Source organism: Legionella jordanis, from assembly GCF_900637635.1.
Classification (GTDB): domain Bacteria; phylum Pseudomonadota; class Gammaproteobacteria; order Legionellales; family Legionellaceae; genus Tatlockia; species Tatlockia jordanis.
This window is the reverse complement of the sequence record NZ_LR134383.1, coordinates 2,018,748-2,037,911: the sequence shown is the minus strand read 5'-3', so window position 1 is coordinate 2,037,911 and position 19,164 is coordinate 2,018,748. Positions and strand designations below refer to the sequence as shown.

Sequence of the window (19,164 nt, the reverse complement as noted above, 5' to 3'; positions counted from 1 at the left end):
GATAAGGCCATGATTAATGGCGCGTGAGAAAAATAATCTTGGCAGCAGTTCGCAATTTAGGAATTCTGTTTTCCTGGCTGCTCGCGCTGTCCGTTTCTTATGCTGCTCCATGGGTTTTGAACAATCCTTATCCGGATGACGATGATTCAGAACCCATTTATTACTCTTCTTTTGCAGAACAACCCAAAACTCTTGACCCAGCCAAGTCTTATTCCAGTAATGAATATCAATTCATTTTACAAATTTATGAACCTCTTTTGGAATACGATTATTTCATCAGACCTTACACATTAGTGCCGTTGATAGCCGCCTCGATGCCAGAAGTCCACTTCTTAAACCAGGCGAAACAGGAAATCAGCAATCCTGAAAGCAAGGATTTGGCTTTTTCTTTGTATCGAATACATATTAAACCCGGAATTTATTTTCAACCGCATCCTGCTTTTGCAAAAGATGCCAAGGGTGAGTATCTTTACCTCCGCTTAACGCCCGGTTTCCTCGAAGAACATGACATTAACAACTTATCGGATTTTCCACAGAACGGAACCAGGCAGTTAACTGTAGATGATTACATCTATCAAATTAAACGCTTGGCTAATCCTGCTGTTAATTCGCCAATATACGGTTTGATGAGCGAACGCATAGTGGGTTTTCGCGACTTTTCACATCTTTTAATCACTGAATCTGAAAGTTTTCTCGATTTAAGAAGATTCCCCTTGGCGGGGGTCACCAAAATTGATGATTTCACTTTTGAAATCCTGCTTTACGGATTATATCCACAATTTAGCTTTTGGTTGGCTATGCCTTTTTTTGCTCCAGTACCCTGGGAAGTTGATCAATTTTATTCACAAGCCGGAATGGATGATAAAAACTTAAGTTTTGACTGGTATCCTGTGGGCACAGGACCATTTATGCTTACGGAAAATAATCCCAATCGTCGTATGGTTCTTGATAAAAACCCTAATTTTCGGCAACAATTTTTTCCAATGCATGGTTCACGGAAAGATGAACAGGCCGGTTATTTACAACATGCTGGTGAGCGCTTGCCTTTAATCAGTAAAGCAATATTTAGTCTTGAGAAAGAATCCATACCCAGGTGGAATAAATTCTTACAAGGTTATTATGATTTATCAGGAGTGAGCACCGACAGTTTTGATCAAGCCATTCAAATTAGCCCCAGCGGGGAACCAAAGCTCACTTCTCAAATGCAAAACAGGAAAATTCGCCTGTCAAAAACGACTGATCCCAGCATTTATTACATGGGTTTTAACATGCTGGATCCGGTGATTGGCGGGAGAAGTGAAAGAGCCAGAAAATTACGTTTGGCCATCTCCATAGCCGTAAATTTTGATGAGAACATCGCCATTTTCTACAACGGTCGGGGCAAGCCTGCCCAAGGCCCTATTCCACCCGGCATTTTTGGTTATCGTGAAGGGAAATTGGGAATCAATCCCTATGTTTATCAATGGAAATACGGACAGCCCAAACGAAGACCCATTGAAGATGCGAAACGGCTGATGCGAGAGGCTGGTTATCCCAATGGGGTGGATAAAAAAACAGGAAAGCCTCTGATGTTGCACTATGACGTTCCCATTACAGGAGGACCGGATGATAAGGCCCTTTTGGACTGGATGCGTAAGCAATTTGCGCAAATCGGTATCGATCTCAATGTCCGTGCCACTCAATACAATCGTTTTCAGGACAAAATGCGCTCAGGTAATGCCCAAATTTTCAGTTGGGGTTGGAATGCTGACTACCCGGATCCTGAGAATTTTTTATTTATGCTTTACGGTAAAAACGGCAAAGTAAAACACAATGGTGAAAACGCAACCAATTATGAAAATCGTTATTACGATAAGCTTTTTGAGCTCATGAGAAATCGGCAAAACGACAGCAAGCGACAGCAACTCATTGACTCCATGGTGGAAATTGTTCGCCATGATGCTCCATGGGCTTGGGGGGTTAATACTGAAACCCTCTCATTAAGCCAGCAGTGGGTATCCCCGGTAAAACCCAACACCATCAGTTTAAATGCCTTAAAATATCTTGATATTGACGTAAAAACCCGCAATCAATTACGCGCGACTTGGAATAAACCCATTTTTTGGCCCCTCGGCTTGTTTTTATTGCTCTGTTTTCTGTTATTTTTACCCTTGCTATTCGCTTATATTAAAAAAGAAAAACAAAGTGCCCCGAGAATAAAACAATGATTGCCTATTTGCTACGTCGAATTTTATATGCCATTCCCATTTTGCTGGGAATTAATATCCTTACCTTTGCGCTTTTTTTTATGATTAACTCTCCTGATGATATGGCAAGGATGCAATTGGGGCAAAAACATGTCAAACCGGCAGCAGTTTTGCAATGGAAGATACAACATGGCTATCACTTGCCCTTATTTTTCAATGCAGAAGAATCGGGTTTTAAAACCATAAGTAAAACCCTTTTTTTTCAAAAATCTCTAAAATTATTTGCTTTTGATTTTGGCATATCCGATGCAGGACGAGACATCAGTTACGACATCTCACATCGAATGTGGCCAAGCCTTGCCATTGCTTTCCCTATTCTTATTTTCGGCATGATTGCCGACATCCTGTTTGCCATGTCTATGGCATTTTTCCGCGGAACCTATCTTGATTTAAGCGGGGTTGTGTTTTGCATTATTCTGATGTCCATTTCAAGTTTATTCTACATCATTGGTGGGCAATATTTTTTTGGAAAATTGCTACGGTTAGTACCCATTTCAGGTTATGACAGTGGTTTGGATAGCATTAAGTTTATCGCTCTTCCTATTTTCGTTGCCATACTCTCAGGAGTCGGTTCTGGCGGGCGGTGGTATCGCAGTCTTTTTCTCGAGGAACTCAATCGCGATTACGTCAAAACTGCAAGAGCTAAGGGTTTGTCAGAGGTGCGAATTTTATTTCGCCATGTTTTGAAAAATGCCATGTTGCCCATTTTAACAGGAATTGTGGTGCTGATTCCCTCGCTGTTCATGGGAAGCCTGGTTTTAGAGTCTTTTTTTGGAGTACCAGGTTTAGGCAGTTACATCATTGATGCCATTCAACAACAGGATTTTGCCATCGTTAGGGCCATGGTTTTTTTAGGTTCAGTTCTTTATATTTTAGGTTTGGTATTAACGGATATTTCCTACACACTGGTGGATCCGCGAGTGAGGTTTAGATAATGGAATTACTATGGACTGACAAATGTTTTCTGGCTGTATTATTAGTCAGTACTGGCGTTATCCTAATGAGCCTCAGAAAAAAACACATTCGACTGGCTTTTCAACGAATCATGACCAAACCAGTCGCAGTTAGTGCTGCTGTGGTGTTGTTATTCTTTTTAATCATTGCTGTTCTTGATTCAATTCATCTCAAATCCGCAAGTGCAAATTCGGCAGGAGGCTTTCACGATTCCATCCTGGATCGGGCTCTTTCGCCACTAGATCATTTTTATGAAAAAACCTATTCAGCGCCCCTGGCACTCCATTTATATTCTGTAGAGACCCGCCTCATTCATGGCCAAATGCAGCAATTTCATCCCAGGTTATCTTACCTTAGCCCCGAAATAAAATCAGAAGATGACAAACAGCAACTTATTCGTTTGAGTCTGGCAAAAGCAACCCTGGTTGCGGCTTTGCTAACCCTGATCCTGTGGCTGCTCTACCTGTTATTTAAGAGGCTAACGGGAAAACGAATTAAATTAGTGCCTACAGTAACTGCAACCAGCGCCCTCACCACTTTTTTTGTTTGCCTCCTTGTAATGTTTGCCAGCTATTGGATTTCTCGGTATTTTCATCTTTTTGGTACCGGTAAAATCGGGCAGGATATCTTTTACTACACAGTAAAAAGTATTAGAACCGGATTGGTTATAGGTATCTTGACGACGGTGTTTATGCTTCCCCTGGCTTTGTTCTTTGGAATTGCGGCAGGTTTTTTTGGCGGAGTAATTGATGATCTAATTCAATACGTCTATACAACCTTAAGCTCGATTCCTGGGGTGTTGTTGATTACTGCTTCCGTTTTATCCATGCAAACCTATATTGCTAATCATCCGGATCAATTTTCGACATTGAGTGCCAGCGCAGATGCCCGTTTGTTTGCCTTGTGTTTGATATTGGGCGTAACAAGCTGGACCAGCCTTTGCCGTTTGCTGCGGGCTGAGACTTTAAAACTCAGGGAGGTTGATTTTGTAACCGCTGCAAGGGCATTAGGCAGTCGTTCTTTAACCATCATCCGTAAGCATTTACTGCCCAATGTAATGCATATTGTGCTGATTACTTTGGTTTTGGATTTTAGTTTTCTGGTCTTGGCTGAAGCAGTTCTTTCTTACGTGGGTGTAGGAGTTTCCCCAATGACCATCAGTTGGGGCAACATGATTAATGGTGCCCGTCTTGAACTGGCACGAGACCCAATTGTGTGGTGGCCAATGCTGGCTGCTTTTGTATTTATGTTTATTCTGGTTTTAGCGAGCAATCTTTTTGCTGACGCGGTTCGGGATGCTTTTGATCCTCACCAGGCTGCCGTGTGATGGTTTTGCCTAAATTAGGTTTACATTGAAGAAGTTAGAAATTATTCGCGCAAGATGATTGATATTGAATCAATTAAAATTTAGAATCAGCAGCGGTTAATATCCTTATCAAGGTTACAAACAATGAAAAAAATTAGCTCTGGTATTGTCTTGGCCACATTATTAAGTGGTTGTGCAGCTATCCCATTGGATCCCGCAGCTTCCCGCGTTATTGCTTCCACCAACCCAGCACCTAAAGGTTGCAAATATTTAGGTCAGGTAGTTGGCAATCAAGGTAATTTCTTCACGGGCGATTGGACCTCCAATAAAAATCTTGAAGAGGGTGCTATGAACGACATTAAAAATAAAGCCAGTCGTTTGGGCGCCAATTACATCCAAATTATCACTAACCGTGCTGGAAATACAGGTTCTATGAGTGGTTTTGACGGTAATATGAATGGTCACATGGCGCAAACCAACGTCACAAATATGGGAAATGCTTACATTTGTCCTGATAAATCCATAGGTTTGTCCTAACGGCAGAGCCCTCTGCCGAGGGCTTATTCCATTCATTGCTGTTGCGTAGTTTGCCAGAGAGCTAAATGCGCACCAGTAGGATCAGTAATGATCGCGAATTGACCCATATCACCTGCCTTTGTAACTCCTTTGATCTCTTGAGCACCATTTTGTTTGGCTTTATCCAAAGCTTGGGCAACGTCAGGAACTAAAATATAGGCCATCCAATGCGGTGGAATTTCATGCTGGTGCTCATTGGGAATATGCCATATACCTGCAAATTCTTTGTTATTGCTTTTAACAATGGTATAAGTCATTTGCCCTGAGTCAAGATCCTCAAATTGCCAGCCAAATACCTTGCTGTAGAAGTCTTTCGCCTTTTGTACATCAGGTGTTGCCAATTCATTCCAGCAAAATTGGCCGAATGATGGTTGCGTCATAATCTGTCCTTATTAACGTAAAGATGGAGATTGAAAACTTCGTGTTGAAAAGCAAGCTTTCGGATTAATAAGGATAATGCAGCAGGTTGCTATTTTCAATGAATGCCATTAAGGGAATTGGGCCATGATGCGGACACAGCTACCACTAAATAAAACAGTATAGCCAGTCCGCTGGATAGAAAGTAGTTTTACAGAAATTCTTTCAAAATACTCATTTGATAAGAAGTGGATTTGACGCGTAAATTGTAGTCCCCCCATCCGTGGCCAGTGGACCAAATTGTCCAACCCACAAACCCATAATTTTTACCTTGGGCGCTGTTATCTTGTAAATATTGCAAGAACTGGCGCAAAGCAGTACTGCAACTGGCCTGGTTTTTTCCGCTACCAAATTCAGTGACAATTGCCTTTACTTGATTCTCTTGCAACCAATCGGCAAAGGCATTCAAATTAAAACCATTGGGGCCAATGCTGCTTAAATCCTGCTGGCAGTCATCGTGAATGCCGCTGTAATCGTTATCTAAATACTGATGCACATTGATTAAAATTCTAGATAAATCTTCAATCCCTGCCCGTACAAAATTTTCACGGCTGAATAAACTCGCGTTGCTGTATATTTGTCCGTCCTGACCTGTCCATTGATGGGTGAGCCAGGAATGCAAACCGGACCAACTGTTGCCTTCTACTAAAATGTAGCCGTCAAATGATTGATTGCGAAGTGTCTTTATGAGGGAGGCTTGAATCGTAAAGACTTTATCATCAGGCACATTAACAGGTTCATTCATTAAATCCAGAAGCAGGTAGTTTTTATCAATTTTAGAATCATTCTGCATGAGTGTTGCGAGCTGGCTCCATACCGATTGATAGGCTTTCTCATCTAAAATCAAACTGCCATCTGGACAGGCACCTGAAGGCCCACAGCCGGAATATTGTTCACCAAATTTTGAATAGCGCATATAGGCATGTAAGTCGACGATGGTGTTAACCTTGGCTGCTGTTAAGGTTTGCAGCAAAGGTCGGATGTAGTTATTGTAATAAGCCAAATTAAGGCTGCCTTTTCCAGGCCCATCCAGTTGGATATACCCCCAACTGATTGGCAAACGCACCGTATTCATTCCGGCATTGATCAATTCTTCGATCTCTTTTAAGTCAGAATTATTACTGGAGCTGTCTTGTTGCGAAAGATTGGGAATGACAAAGGGATCAATGACTTTGCCAAACTCAAGCCCGGATAAATTAAAGCCAACAAATGGCCAGTTTTTGCTGGGCTTCGCATGGGCCATTTGAGTATTCGTTTCTATAGGGGTATAGGTAATCACGCCTTTCACATGCCCTCCACTGTCTATGCTTCGATTCGCATAGGTGATATGCACTCCAGCAGGGGGAGAGTAATTGCCGATGCTGTTATTGCCCGAATTATTAATGCTCAATCCCAGATATCCCAAATAACTGTTTTCTGGTTCACAACCGCCAAATCGGAGGGTTGCACCTGCATAATAGGCACTTCCGGAAGCCGCATTGGCATCGCCGCTTTGACCTGGCGCCAACTTTAATGTCACGGAGCCAGATTGGTTTTGAATGCATAGATAGGGCCTTATCAAGCCATTGGGCCCAACCCCTTCGATGTCATTGCTGATAGAGGCGGCAAAAGCTAAATTCGGAAAAACAAAAAAAGTGAGCCATTTGAACATTCCAGCCCCCGGATGATTGAAAATTAAATCATGTGTATAATAACAATCCATTATTGAATTAAAACCTGTCTTTTTTAACAGGTTTGGGAAGGCAAGATGGATAAATTGTTGAACGAGTTTGAGAGAGCACACACCCTAAATCAGCTAAATGATGCCCTCATGCAGTTTTTTTATTCTCAGGGAATCCAAAGCATCGCTGTTACCTATTACCAGCAACACACGAAAACGGGCAGTAAGCTCATTTACAATTGGGTAAGCCCGGCCTTAAAAATCTGGCATGAGTTTTATCTGGATCAAGGTTATGCCGATGTGGACCGCACTTTGGAAGAAACAGAGCAATCCTTAATTCCGCAGTTTTGGGATATTAACGAGCAGTTGACGCAGGCGAAAAACAAACGTGAGCTGCGCATGCGCCAGGAGTCTAAGGAATTCGGTGTTGATAAAGGGTTGTCTTTGCCCATTTATGGTCCTGCAGGCGAATTTGTAGTGTTGGTGCTGCATCAACGCCAAGGAGAGAATGGCTTATTAAATTGGCAACAAAAACAATACGTCTGGCTTGCAATCAGCCAATGCTATTTCCATTTTTTAAGGCGAACGCTTGTGAGGGATGTCAAAAAAGGGGTTAAACTCACTCGTCGGGAGCAGCAGTGCCTTAAGCTGACCGCAGAAAATCTTAGGCTTGAAGCGATTGCCAACCAACTGGGAGTGAGTCAAAGGACCATTCACTATCATTTGCAAAATGCCAATAAAAAGTTGGGTGTGAATAACAAATACTTAGCAGCAATGCGCTGGTTGCAAGAGAATTGAAACGAATGCTTGCCCTAAGCAAACGACTTCGGTAGAGTTCGGTCATTCTTTTCAGTGAGTTTGCAAGATGCAGTCGCGTTTCGTTCATTTGCACCTACATACCGAATTCTCCATGGTAGACGGGTTGGTGCGAATCAAGCCGTTGATGAAATCCCTGGCTAACAAGGGTATGAACGCCGTTGCCATAACTGATCATTGCAATCTTTTTGCTGCAGTTAAAGTATTTAAAACGGCCCTTGAAATGGGCATTAAACCCATTATTGGCAGTGACTTGCCCTGTCATGATCCCCAAACTCCAGAGCAAATCACCTCATTAGTCCTGCTCTGTCAAAATGAGATAGGCTATCGCAATTTAACTTGCCTGGTTTCAAAAGCTTACCAGGAAGGTCAATATCAGGGACAGCCTCGAGTTCAACATGAATGGATTAAAGAGCATGCGGAAGGCTTAATTGCTTTATCAGGTGGGCGCTTTGGGGCGATTGGCAAGGCTTTACTAGCCGATGACGAGGCTGCGGCTTACGAATTGGCCCGCTCTTTCATGACCTGCTTTCCAAACCGTTTTTATCTTGAAATACAAAGGACGGGGCGCGCAGACGAAACCATTTACAATGAACGAATTGTTCGATTATCTGAAGAATTGAATTTACCGTTAGTCGCAACGAACGACGTGCGCTTTTTGCATCAAGACGATTTCGAAGCCCATGAAGCCAGAGTGTGCATTCATGAAGGTTATACCCTGGCTGATCCCAGAAGGCAGCAAATTTATAGTTCTGAACAATACCTTCGTTCCGCCGATGAAATGATCGAGCTATTTAAAGATTTGCCCCAGGCCATCGAAAATAGCGTGCAAATTGCTAAACGATGCACCGTTAAACTGAATTTAGGCAACAATTACTTACCCAATTTTCCTATTCCTCAAAGCTATAGCGTTGAAGACTACCTGTCTGAGTTATCCAGGAAAGGCCTTGAAGAGCGTTTAACTCACATCTTTAGGGACAAAAGCGTTGAGGAACTCACGGCATTGCGGGAACCTTATGACAAGCGGCTGGCCATAGAACTGGATGTGATTAACCGCATGGGTTTTCCTGGCTATTTCCTGATTGTTGCCGATTTTATTCAATGGGCTAAACAAAATGGGGTGCCAGTCGGTCCGGGAAGGGGGTCTGGCGCTGGTTCATTGGTAGCTTATGCCTTGAAAATTACCGATTTGGATCCGCTCCTCTATGAACTTCTTTTTGAGCGTTTCTTAAATCCAGAGCGCGTATCCATGCCTGACTTTGACATCGATTTCTGCATGGAAGGACGGGATCGGGTGATTGATTATGTGGCTGAAAAATACGGTCGGCAAAGTGTCTCGCAAATCATTACCTTTGGTACAATGGCGGCTAAAGCTGTCGTCCGCGATGTGGGGCGGGTTTTAGGCCATCCCTATGGCTTTGTCGATAAAATAGCCAAGCTTATTCCCTTCGAAATTGGCATGACTTTAAGCAAGGCTTTGCAGGACGAGACTGAGTTACAGCGCCGTTATGAGGATGAAGACGACGTCAGAGAACTGATAGATTTGGCTTTAAAACTGGAAGGGATTACTCGCAACGCGGGAAAACATGCTGGGGGGGTGGTTATAGCTCCCTCCAGGCTAACTGATTTTACAGCCATCTATTGTGAACAGGATTCAACCCAAATAGTCAGCCAATTTGACAAAGACGACGTTGAGGCAGCAGGTTTGGTAAAGTTTGACTTTTTAGGCTTAAGAACTTTGACCATTATCGACTGGGCCTTAAAAATTATCAACAATCAACGCGCTGCAAAAAACGAAAGTCCAATAGATATTTCCTTCATACCTACCGACGATAGGAAAACCTTTGAACTGCTCATGGCTTGCCAAACTACGGCTGTGTTTCAGCTGGAATCCCGGGGAATGAAAGAGCTCATTCATCGCTTACAGCCGGATTGTTTCGAAGATATCATTGCTTTGGTTGCCCTGTTTAGGCCTGGACCTTTGCAATCAGGGATGGTTGATGATTTTATTGACAGGAAACATGGACGGGCAAAAGTCGAATACCCACATCCTGACTTGGAACCCATCTTAAAACCCACTTACGGGGTGATTCTCTATCAGGAACAAGTCATGCAAATTGCCCAGGTTTTGGCAAACTATACCTTGGGCGGTGCGGATTTGCTTCGGCGGGCGATGGGTAAGAAAAAACCGGAAGAAATGGCGAAGCAACGCGTCATTTTTACCGAAGGGGCCACTGCTCGTGGTGTTGATGAAGAGGTGGCCACCCATATTTTTGACTTGATGGAAAAATTTGCAGGCTATGGCTTTAATAAATCCCATTCCGCAGCCTATGCGCTAGTCGCCTATCAAACTGCATGGCTTAAAGCCCATTTCCCAGCAGCATTTATGGCCGCTGTAATGTCTTCGGATATGGATAATACCGACAAAGTGGTGACTTTCATTGATGAATGCAATCAAATGCAATTGAAAGTCCTTCCTCCAAATGTCCATAGCTCCAATTATCAATTCACCGTAGCGAATGATAAAACTATTCTGTATGGATTGGGGGCGATAAAAGGAGTGGGTGAAACGGCCATCAACTGCATCGTTGAAGAAAGGGAAAGAGGGGGCTTATTCTCCGGCTTATTTAATTTTTGTCAGAGGATGGATCTGCGCAAGGTGAACCGCCGCGTGCTTGAAGCATTAATAAAGAGTGGTGCAATGGATTGTTGGGGGGTAGAGCGTTCAGTCTTGTTTGCTTCCCTTGAGAAAGCATTAAAGGTGGCGGACAAAACTCATCAAAATGCAAACAGCGGCCAAACGGATTTATTGTCCTTATTGGACGACAGCCAGCTGGAAGAAGATTATTTGGCAGCCAAGCCCTGGCCTGAAATGATGCGGTTAAACGGTGAGAAAGAAACCTTAGGTCTTTACCTTACGGGGCATCCTGCCAGTCAATATTGCGAAGAATTTAAAGCCTTCACCACGCCTATTGCCCGTTTAAATCCCAACCAGGCTAAAAAAGCCTGCATCTGCGGTTTGATCTTATCCTTGCGCCGGGTTATGACCAAGCGGGGCAAAAAATTAATCATTATTGGTATTGAAGATGCCAGCAACAAAATGGATGTTGTAGCTTTTTCCGAAATCTTTGAGGCTCAGGAAAAACACATTCAAATTGGCCAAATGCTTGTGGTAGAAGGAGAAATTGCCACAGATGATTACAGCGGTGGCGTAAAAATGACTGCAAGCCAGTTTTTCACTGTTCAAGAAGCACGAACTCGCTTTGCCAAATGCCTTGCTCTTGATTTAACCCCCACCAATGATTCCTTGGTTTCTTCTTTGCAGTCTATTTTACAAGCCAATCAGGGGGAGTGCGTGGTGCAGGTGCATTATTTCAACTCAACTGCATCGGCCATTTTAACATTAGGTTCTCAGTGGCGCGTATCACCAAGTGATGAGTTATTGGCTGTATTAACTGATCTTTTAGGCAACGATAAAGTTAAGTTGAACTATTAAACCCTTTTTTTGCCTTAATGCATGAGCTAACATGTCGAAAAAGCCTAATGGATTGTTAAACATGAATTTTTCCTTGCGAATGCTGCTAATTTCCTTATTCAGTTTTGCTCTTGGAAGTCATTTTGGTTTCGCCGCTTATAAAGACAACATGTATAGGAATTTTTGGTTACCCAAATACCATGGCGAACGGTTGAATTATTGCAGCCTTGACGGTAAGGCCTGCGGCATCAAGCTTGCCCACCGTTATTGCAGGCTTATGGGTTACGAATATGCTGATCAGGCCGTCATTGCTCACAATGTGGGTCTGACGAATTATCTTTTCTGCCGAGCCCGATGCAAGGGTTGGCGTTGCAATGGCTTTAAAAACATTCGCTGTGTGGCCAAAGTCCGTCATGCTCCACCTAAACCCTATCACTATCGTTATAGACGTTTTGTTTTCCCACGATTTGAGCGTTATCGCGTTGACTGGTGTTACGATGGCAGCCGTGGATGTGGACGAAGAGCAGCATTTTCATTTTGCCGTCGCATGGGCTATTTAAATACCCGCGGTTATAAGATAGAAAAATGCATTGCAGCCACAAAAGCCATCGGAAATCAAAAGCTATGTTTTGGTGTTCTCTGCAACGCTTTTGAATACATCGATTGCTCTCGTTAATTGCATTATCGGGATCATAAATTGTTTATCCCTGCTGTTATCAGCTGTCATTGAATTAGCTTATCCGGGTCTTGACATGCAATCGCAAGACCGCGGGAATGAGTGAATTATTATTGTAATAGCGAGTCGTGGAACCGTTACATGCAGGGTAGACACATTGATGCTGTTAACTTGTTCCCTAATCAAGATTATTTATGTTCAAATTTAAGAAATTAAATGATTTTCATACTTCTGCTATAGGCGTATTTTTAATTAGTTTTTCTATCTTGGTATTAGAAATTACCCTTACCAAAATTCTATCAGTAACCCTGTGGTATCATTTTTCATTTCTGGTGATATCCATTGCCATGTTTGGTTTTGGATTTGGTGGCTTGCTTGTTTATTCTTTAAAAAGACATTTCCAAACTTTCCATTCTGAAAATTTAACCTTATTGTGTCTTTCTTTGGCCGTCAGTATCCCTGTGAATTTATATGTGACGGTTAAATACCAGTTCCCCACTTCAATCAACCTACTGTCCCTCGTACGAGGAGGATTGGCTTATTTATTATTTAGTGCACCTTTTGTGTTAAGCAGCATGATTTTATCCATGATTTTTTTAGAGTTTAAGAAAAAATCAAGTTTAGTTTATGGCTACGATCTGTTAGGTGCCTCTTTGGGCTGTATTGCCAGTATTTATTTGCTCACCGTCTTTCCTGCGCCAAAAGTTGTTTTAATCACGGGATTAATGTGTGTTTCTGGTGCTTTGCTGTTTGACCTCCCTAAAATCAAATGGTTAAGTTTTTCTATCTTCGTCCTGAGCTTATTGTTGGTTTTTTACAGCGATAGCCTTTTTAAAATTACCCAAACCAAAAAATTCTCCCAAACGGATTATCCGCCAATATTTGAACAATGGTCACCTTTGGCACGAATTACCGTCACTCGTGATATTTTTTGGCGAGGAAAAAACAGCGATCTTCCTTTTGGTTGGGAAATGAGCCGCAATGTAAAGAATTATGGTCGTTTTGAACAATTGTGGATAGAGCAAGATGCTTCCGCAGGCACGCCTATTGTTCCTTTCGATGGTGATTACTCAAAGGTGGAATATTTGAAATACGATATAACCGCTATTCCTTATTATTTATTAAATCATGCAAACGTATTTATTTTAGGAGTGGGTGGTGGACGTGATGTTCTGACTGCGTTGGTATTTGGCAATAAGCATATTACTGGCGTAGATATTCATCCAATTATTATTAACTTGGTTAAAGAACGCTTTGCCCACTACGCCGGGAATATTTTTAATCATAAATACGTAAAGGTATTTGTATCTGAGGGACGGAATTTTTTGCAAAGCAAGCCGTTGCAATATGATCTGATACAAATTCCCCTTATCGACAGTTGGTCAGCTACGGTCTCAGGCGCTTATGCCATGACTGAAAATAGTCTCTATACCTTGGAGGCTTTTCAAATTTACTTAAGGCACCTCACACCCAATGGCATGCTGAGTATTACCAGATATTACTTTAATCCTGATATGCAAACGATAAAAATTGCTGTGTTGGCTAGGGTGGCACTTGAAAAACTGGGCAGTGATTCACCACAAAAACATATTGTCATTTTAAAAAACCGACACATAGCGACCGTACTGGTTAAACGCAGTAAATTTACCATGGCTGAGCTAAACAAGATTAATAACCTTTCTAAACAATTGAGTTTTCCAACCGTATATTCTCCGGATGGTTCAACTAATGAAGTGCTATTTCAACAAGCGTTAACCACTAAAAATCTGGACAATTTCCTTAAGCAGTATTATTTCGACATCAGGCCTAATACAGATGATAGGCCCTTCTTTTTTCAGATGATGTATTTTTCTAAAATCAAAGATCTGTTTAAGATGAACATCATGGATGATCAATTTAGAAATTTTTATGGAGTAGGTGTCCTCTTTTGGCTCCTGATCATTTCAACCATCTTTATATTGATTTTTTATCTGTTGCCCATTCTTTTTACAAAAGAAGGAGGAAAAATTGCGCCTTTTTGGGGTTTATATTTTATTTTAATCGGTCTAGGCTTCATGCTCATTGAAATACCTATCGTGCAGCAGGGCTCCGTGTATTTGGGTAGCCCAGTATATGGCTTGTCCATTGCTTTATTTTCTTTATTATGCTTTGGTGGCATCGGCAGCTTATTAAGCAGTCGCTTCAAACCGAGTCAGTTAAAAAGATTGATGTTGCTCAGTTTCCTCTTGATTATTGTCACCACGCTTTTATTCCCCTTTGGGTTTTCCATACTGAAGCAGGGCAGTTACGAAAGCTCCTGGATATTGAAGTGCTTGGGCTTTATAGCCTTAGTCTTACCGATGGCAATTGCACTTGGAATTCCTTTGCCTTCAGCATTTCGTTTAATTCCTGCTGGATTAAGCAGCAATATCCCCTGGTTTTGGGCATTGAATGGAGCGGCATCGGTGCTTGGTTCAATCATTGCAATGAGTTTAGCCATTGCTTTTGGGTATTATATTACATCCTGCATTGCCGCCGTTTGCTATTCATTGGCATTGCTATGTCTTTTTATTGCAAATCTCAATTCAACCCCATTAGTTGAATAAACCATCGCGATATATTTTATCGAGGGTTTTCTAGCAGAATAGAATTGGCTCTTGGGAAAAATGTTCGCTCCGTGTCGATTTCCGAAGGGTTTTTAAACTAAGGTGTCATAAATTTGACAGTTCCTAATTTGCTACCATACTCATGATTAGATATGCTGGACTTAGAGACGGTTATGGGGCGAAACGAGACTATTTTAATTATTGACAATAATGAGGGGCGCTCTAACAAACTTCGTACTATTCTTAATTTTATTGGCGAATCCTGCCTTATTTCCGATTATGAAACCTGGCAAGATTTTTTTAGCAAAAAAACCTATGCCATTTTACTTGGTGCCCAGGAATCCCCCGAGGAAACCTTAGAATTTCTTGATGAATTAAGGAAAGCTGCAGTAAAGATTCCTGTTATTTTGGTTGATCCATCCATAAAGGACGCCCTCTATGCGAACTTTGGAGTAATCGCATCTCTTTCTTTTCCATTTAGTTATGCCCAAATATTAGAGGCATTGCACAAATGCCAAATGGCCCATGAAATCTTTTTAATGGGTGAAAATTACAAGAATAGAACCCCCTTATTCCGCAGTTTGGTGGGCAATAGTGAGGCTATTCGCCAGGTTCGCAAATTAATCGCCCAGGTTGCTGATACGGAAGCGAGTGTTTTGATTTTAGGCGAGTCGGGCACAGGTAAAGAAGTGGTAGCTCGAAATATTCATGCATTTTCCTCTCGAAGTAACAAACCCTTTATCCCAATTAATTGCGGAGCAATACCTGCTGAACTGTTGGAAAGTGAATTATTTGGCCATGAAAAAGGTGCATTTACTGGGGCTATCACTTCCAGGCAGGGGCGTTTTGAGCTGGCGGATGGCGGCACCTTATTTCTGGATGAAATCGGCGATATGCCTTTGGCCATGCAAGTCAAATTACTAAGAGTACTGCAAGAGCATTGTTTTGAGCGGGTGGGCAGCAACAAGAGCATTGAGGTGAATGTTCGCATTATTGCCGCTACTCATCGCAATCTGGAAAAGGCCATTGAGGAAGGAAAATTTCGCGAAGATTTATATTACCGTTTAAACGTCTTCCCCATTGATATGCCGCCGTTGAGAGCGCGTCGTGAAGATTTGCCTTTATTATTAAACGAACTCATTTCAAGAATTGAAGGTGAAAACAGACCTAGTGTGCGCTTAATGCCTGCTGCCCTAGAGGCTTTAAGCGCTTATGATTGGCCGGGTAATGTTCGTGAATTGGCTAATTTGGTTGAGCGTTTGTCAATCCTTTATCCCAATGGAATTATTGATTTCGCCGATTTACCAAGACGGTTTAAAAAAGAAAATAAAACCGCAGCAGCGGGACAATCCGCGTCGGACCGAGAAGCCTTATTGGAAATGCTAAATCCCGATAGCCTTTTAAGGGATGGCATCGATTTAAAAGAGCACTTGATCAAAACCGAGCTTGCATTAATCAATCAGGCTTTGCATGAGTCCGATTGGGTGGTGGCACATGCTGCAAATTACCTCAATATGCGCCGAACCACCCTCGTGGAAAAAATGAGAAAATATGGATTAACAAGACCTGAACGCGCCTAGCAGAATTTATTCTGTCTTATTTGATGGCGGCTCAATATCTAAATGGGTTTTATCCTTTGCTGGTTTCTTTTTTTTGACGGCGGCAACCGTAACTTCTTCTTCATGGCCTTCTGGACCAGGTTTTTTTGCGCTGGCAACGACGACTTCCTCACCGGCTTCTGACGTCTTCTTTGCCGCGGTAACGACAGCCTCATCCTTTTTTTCCGCAGTTTTTGAAGCGGAGCTTACGACCTCTCCCTGTTCAGCAGTTTGCTCACGCTTTTTCTTATAATCGTCAATAATTTCAGTAACACTTTTCTTAACGTCTTTAAATAGTTTGTTAGCGAACGAACTCAGTTCCTTGAAATCAGGTAGTTTTGATTTAAAATCATTCATAGTTGACTCCCTGTTGTCGTCTTAGCCTATTAATTTTAAGTATATCTTGAATTTAGCGTTTTTCCGCAAATAATCAAGGATTAGCTCAAGCCCAGGGATGCAGAATTTTTGTAACAGGCTTAAGCATCTTCTCAACCATGGATTTTTTACCATGGACGGTAATTTTAAACACATTGGATTCACGCATTTTCTCAACCAGGTAATCATCGCTGGTCTTTAATTCATCCACCAATTTCAGACCAAATGCATCTTTAGCGAGCCAATGTTCACCCGTTGAAACCTCATCGATATCAAGCTGGGGACGGTTAGAGGCCACGTAAGTTCTGAATGCCTGATGAATTTTCTCCAGATCTTCCTGGAATTTTTTACGCCCTTTCTCGGTGTTTTCAGCAAACAAGGTCAGGGTGCGTTTGTACTCGCCTGCAGTGAGTAGCTCCATATCAATGTCATTTTTCTTCAACCAACGATGAAAATTCGGAAGTTGTGCTACAACACCGATTGAACCAATGATAGCAAAAGGTGCTGCCAGAATTTTATTAGCAACGCAGGCCATCAAATAACCGCCGCTTGCTGCCATTTTGTCGATGCAAACAGTGAGTGGAATTTTTCTATCGCGGATGCGTTGCAATTGGGAGGCGGCAAAACCGTAGCTGTTCACAGCCCCGCCGGGGCTTTCCAGTTGAATGACTACCTCATCGTTTTCATCAGCAATGGCGAGAATGGCGGTAATGGCTTCGCGCAACCCTTCGGCCTGGCTTGCTTTGATATCACCATGAAAATCCACCACGTAAACTGCATGTTTGCTTTCTTTTACTTTTTTCTTTTTTTCCGGTTTTTTTTGTCTGATGTCATGAGACATTCTTTGTTTGATTTCTTCATATTCCTTGGTTAGTGAAGTTATTTCAAGTTTGGGTTTTGCCTTACGGCCTAAGGCGAGAATTCCTGCAAAAGCCAGCAAAATCGCAATGACAAGGGTTAATGTTTTTAACAAAAATAAACCGTATTGGGCCAGAAACTCCATCATTCACCTTGAGGTTTGTCAAACAAAGTATGGAATTATGCTCGCGCAGGTTATGGGGTGCAAGTGCTTTCTTGCAATGTATTTTTAATTAAGTTCCAACAACATGAATTGAAAAGTAAATGTCAAGAGCATGCAATTGTGATAGTCTCCTTTTTTTAAACAGCTGCTCAATCATGCTTGAAGTCATTTCACTTTCTTTTGATTATCAGGACAAACCCGTACTTGATCAGGTTGAATTTGCTGTAAAGCCAGGCGAATTATTGCATTTACGGGGTGGTAATGGGGCAGGGAAAACCACCCTGTTGCGCCTGCTCACTGGACTACTTGAGCCCTCAACGGGTGACATTCGTTATCAAGGCGACTCCATTTATAAAGACCTATCCGCTTATCAGCGGAATCTTTGCTTTGTAGGCCATCGCACAGGCATTAACCCCTTTTTAACGGTGAGGGAGAATTGTTTTTTTGATCTTCAATGGGGGCGCCGGGGGGGCAATTTCGAAGATCTGTTGCAACATTATGGACTGAGTGACTTCGCGGATGAGTGTTGTTCACATTTGTCTGCTGGTCAACGTCGTCGAGTGGGGTTATTGCGCACGGCTATAAGCAATGCCAAATTATGGTTGCTGGATGAACCTTTGGTTGCTTTGGATCAGCAAGCTATGAAGGTTTTTATGGGCTCCCTTGAATCTCATCTTCTCGAGGGGGGGCAGGTCATCATGAGCTCTCATCAGGACTTGAAGTTAAAATCGGTGCCTCAGTTGGAGTATGCATTATGAGGGTTGTATACCAGGTGCATCATGCTTAATTTAGTTATACTGTTTAGGCGCCAGTTTCAACGCGAACTGCTTTTGCATGCCAGACAGCCGCGGTTATTGCTTCATTCTTCCTTGTTTTTTTTAATGGTAACTGTATTTTTTCCATTAACCATGCCGCCAGAGCCCATGTTGATGCGTACTGTTGCCCCAGGTTTGGTTTGGATTGCCATGTTATTGGCCCTGTTGCTTTCCTCAGTAAGCTTATTTCAACAGGATTATGAGGATGGGGTCCTCGAGCAATGGCTTATTTCCCCCTATCCTTTACCAGTAATTGTTTTTGCAAAATTATTTGTACATTGGTTGTTGAATTTGGGCGCCATGCTCATCTATTGCCCTCTTTTGGCCATTCTTTTTCATTTGAGTGGCTATGAAACAGTCATTTTAGTGATTAGCCTGATTGTAGGGACACCTGCAATCCTTTTCCTGTGTGCTTTGGCTTCGGCATTCAGCGCCGGAAGAGGGGTGTTGATGGCCCTTGTCCTCCTGCCTTTAACGGTACCGGCCATGGTTTTTGGCAGTGCCAGCCTGTCAGCCGCCATGCAGGGATTAGCAGTTCCTGGTTATCTTGCCATACTGGCTGCGGTTTCCTTATTGACGGTTTGTTTTTTACCCTTTGCCATATCTGCTGTGATTCGCATTAGCCTTGCAGATTAATGCGTGAT

15 protein-coding genes are annotated in these 19,164 nt (G+C 42.4%); 11 read left to right on the top strand and 4 right to left on the bottom strand.

From position 1 onward, the window contains the following. Window positions 1-38: 38 nt before the first annotated feature. From EL203_RS09045 to EL203_RS09030, 4 genes are all read left to right on the top strand, one after another. Window positions 39-2,207 (top strand): ABC transporter substrate-binding protein, encoded by a 2,169-nt coding sequence (locus tag EL203_RS09045; protein WP_058469867.1) that lies wholly within the window; start codon window positions 39-41, stop codon window positions 2,205-2,207. Then, on the top strand, window positions 2,204-3,181 hold the full coding sequence (locus EL203_RS09040; protein ID WP_058469711.1) for an ABC transporter permease: 978 nt from the start codon (window positions 2,204-2,206) through the stop codon (window positions 3,179-3,181). The genes EL203_RS09045 and EL203_RS09040 overlap by 4 nt, the downstream gene beginning before the upstream one ends. After that, a complete protein-coding gene (locus EL203_RS09035; protein WP_058469710.1) occupies window positions 3,181-4,527 on the top strand; it encodes an ABC transporter permease in 1,347 nt (448 codons plus the stop codon). The genes EL203_RS09040 and EL203_RS09035 overlap by 1 nt, the downstream gene beginning before the upstream one ends. 123 nt (window positions 4,528-4,650) lie before the next feature. After that, window positions 4,651-5,043 (top strand): DUF4156 domain-containing protein, encoded by a 393-nt coding sequence (locus EL203_RS09030; protein ID WP_058469709.1) that lies wholly within the window; start codon window positions 4,651-4,653, stop codon window positions 5,041-5,043. A gap of 32 nt (window positions 5,044-5,075) precedes the next feature. On the opposite strand, the gene EL203_RS09025 is transcribed toward EL203_RS09030, so the two are convergent. Together EL203_RS09025 and EL203_RS09020 are read right to left on the bottom strand one after the other, a co-directional pair. Beyond that, entirely contained in the window at window positions 5,076-5,462 is a 387-nt protein-coding gene (locus EL203_RS09025) for a VOC family protein (RefSeq protein WP_058469708.1), read from the bottom strand. A 188-nt stretch (window positions 5,463-5,650) separates the two neighbouring features. Further along, window positions 5,651-7,150, bottom strand: a complete 1,500-nt coding sequence (locus EL203_RS09020) for a cellulase family glycosylhydrolase (protein WP_162262721.1) — start codon at window positions 7,148-7,150, stop codon at window positions 5,651-5,653. A gap of 96 nt (window positions 7,151-7,246) precedes the next feature. On the opposite strand from EL203_RS09020, the gene EL203_RS09015 reads away from it, so the two are divergent. The 5 genes from EL203_RS09015 (at window position 7,247) to EL203_RS08995 (ending at window position 16,291) form a co-directional block, all read left to right on the top strand. Further along, entirely contained in the window at window positions 7,247-7,957 is a 711-nt protein-coding gene (locus EL203_RS09015; RefSeq protein ID WP_058469706.1) for a helix-turn-helix transcriptional regulator, read from the top strand. A gap of 67 nt (window positions 7,958-8,024) precedes the next feature. Continuing rightward, window positions 8,025-11,471, top strand: a complete 3,447-nt coding sequence (gene dnaE, locus EL203_RS09010) for a DNA polymerase III subunit alpha (protein WP_058469705.1) — start codon at window positions 8,025-8,027, stop codon at window positions 11,469-11,471. A gap of 31 nt (window positions 11,472-11,502) precedes the next feature. Beyond that, window positions 11,503-12,126, top strand: a complete 624-nt coding sequence (locus EL203_RS09005; protein ID WP_183145710.1) for a hypothetical protein — start codon at window positions 11,503-11,505, stop codon at window positions 12,124-12,126. Between the two features lie 194 nt (window positions 12,127-12,320). Then, window positions 12,321-14,711 (top strand): spermine/spermidine synthase domain-containing protein, encoded by a 2,391-nt coding sequence (locus EL203_RS09000; RefSeq protein WP_058469704.1) that lies wholly within the window; start codon window positions 12,321-12,323, stop codon window positions 14,709-14,711. Between the two features lie 173 nt (window positions 14,712-14,884). Beyond that, window positions 14,885-16,291, top strand: coding sequence for a sigma-54 dependent transcriptional regulator (locus tag EL203_RS08995; RefSeq protein WP_058469865.1), 1,407 nt, complete (start codon window positions 14,885-14,887; stop codon window positions 16,289-16,291). Between the two features lie 6 nt (window positions 16,292-16,297). Here EL203_RS08995 and EL203_RS08990 read toward each other — a convergent pair whose 3' ends face one another. Both EL203_RS08990 and sohB read right to left on the bottom strand, forming a co-directional pair. Continuing rightward, window positions 16,298-16,666 (bottom strand): hypothetical protein, encoded by a 369-nt coding sequence (locus EL203_RS08990; RefSeq protein WP_058469703.1) that lies wholly within the window; start codon window positions 16,664-16,666, stop codon window positions 16,298-16,300. Between the two features lie 85 nt (window positions 16,667-16,751). Further along, complete coding sequence (gene sohB, locus EL203_RS08985) at window positions 16,752-17,687, bottom strand: protease SohB (RefSeq protein ID WP_058469702.1); 936 nt, start codon at window positions 17,685-17,687, stop codon at window positions 16,752-16,754. Between the two features lie 173 nt (window positions 17,688-17,860). Here sohB and ccmA point away from each other — a divergent pair, with 173 nt between their 5' ends. Next, window positions 17,861-18,463 (top strand): cytochrome c biogenesis heme-transporting ATPase CcmA, encoded by a 603-nt coding sequence (gene ccmA, locus EL203_RS08980; protein ID WP_058469864.1) that lies wholly within the window; start codon window positions 17,861-17,863, stop codon window positions 18,461-18,463. A 21-nt stretch (window positions 18,464-18,484) separates the two neighbouring features. Then, window positions 18,485-19,156, top strand: coding sequence for a heme exporter protein CcmB (ccmB, locus tag EL203_RS08975; protein WP_058469701.1), 672 nt, complete (start codon window positions 18,485-18,487; stop codon window positions 19,154-19,156). The last annotated feature ends 8 nt before the right edge of the window (window positions 19,157-19,164 follow it).

What these genes read in the sequence shown, in the direction of transcription:
- EL203_RS09040 (WP_058469711.1), top strand. Translation starts at nt 2,204, where the DNA reads ATGATTGCCTATTTGCTACGTCGAATTTTATATGCCATTCCCATTTTG.
- EL203_RS09035 (WP_058469710.1), top strand. Translation starts at nt 3,181, where the DNA reads ATGGAATTACTATGGACTGACAAATGTTTTCTGGCTGTATTATTAGTC.
- EL203_RS09030 (WP_058469709.1), top strand. Translation starts at nt 4,651, where the DNA reads ATGAAAAAAATTAGCTCTGGTATTGTCTTGGCCACATTATTAAGTGGT.
- EL203_RS09025 (WP_058469708.1), bottom strand. Translation starts at nt 5,462, where the DNA reads ATGACGCAACCATCATTCGGCCAATTTTGCTGGAATGAATTGGCAACA.
- EL203_RS09020 (WP_162262721.1), bottom strand. Translation starts at nt 7,150, where the DNA reads ATGTTCAAATGGCTCACTTTTTTTGTTTTTCCGAATTTAGCTTTTGCC.
- EL203_RS09015 (WP_058469706.1), top strand. Translation starts at nt 7,247, where the DNA reads ATGGATAAATTGTTGAACGAGTTTGAGAGAGCACACACCCTAAATCAG.
- dnaE (WP_058469705.1), top strand. Translation starts at nt 8,025, where the DNA reads ATGCAGTCGCGTTTCGTTCATTTGCACCTACATACCGAATTCTCCATG.
- EL203_RS09005 (WP_183145710.1), top strand. Translation starts at nt 11,503, where the DNA reads ATGTCGAAAAAGCCTAATGGATTGTTAAACATGAATTTTTCCTTGCGA.
- EL203_RS09000 (WP_058469704.1), top strand. Translation starts at nt 12,321, where the DNA reads ATGTTCAAATTTAAGAAATTAAATGATTTTCATACTTCTGCTATAGGC.
- EL203_RS08995 (WP_058469865.1), top strand. Translation starts at nt 14,885, where the DNA reads ATGGGGCGAAACGAGACTATTTTAATTATTGACAATAATGAGGGGCGC.
- EL203_RS08990 (WP_058469703.1), bottom strand. Translation starts at nt 16,666, where the DNA reads ATGAATGATTTTAAATCAAAACTACCTGATTTCAAGGAACTGAGTTCG.
- sohB (WP_058469702.1), bottom strand. Translation starts at nt 17,687, where the DNA reads ATGGAGTTTCTGGCCCAATACGGTTTATTTTTGTTAAAAACATTAACC.
- ccmA (WP_058469864.1), top strand. Translation starts at nt 17,861, where the DNA reads ATGCTTGAAGTCATTTCACTTTCTTTTGATTATCAGGACAAACCCGTA.
- ccmB (WP_058469701.1), top strand. Translation starts at nt 18,485, where the DNA reads ATGCTTAATTTAGTTATACTGTTTAGGCGCCAGTTTCAACGCGAACTG.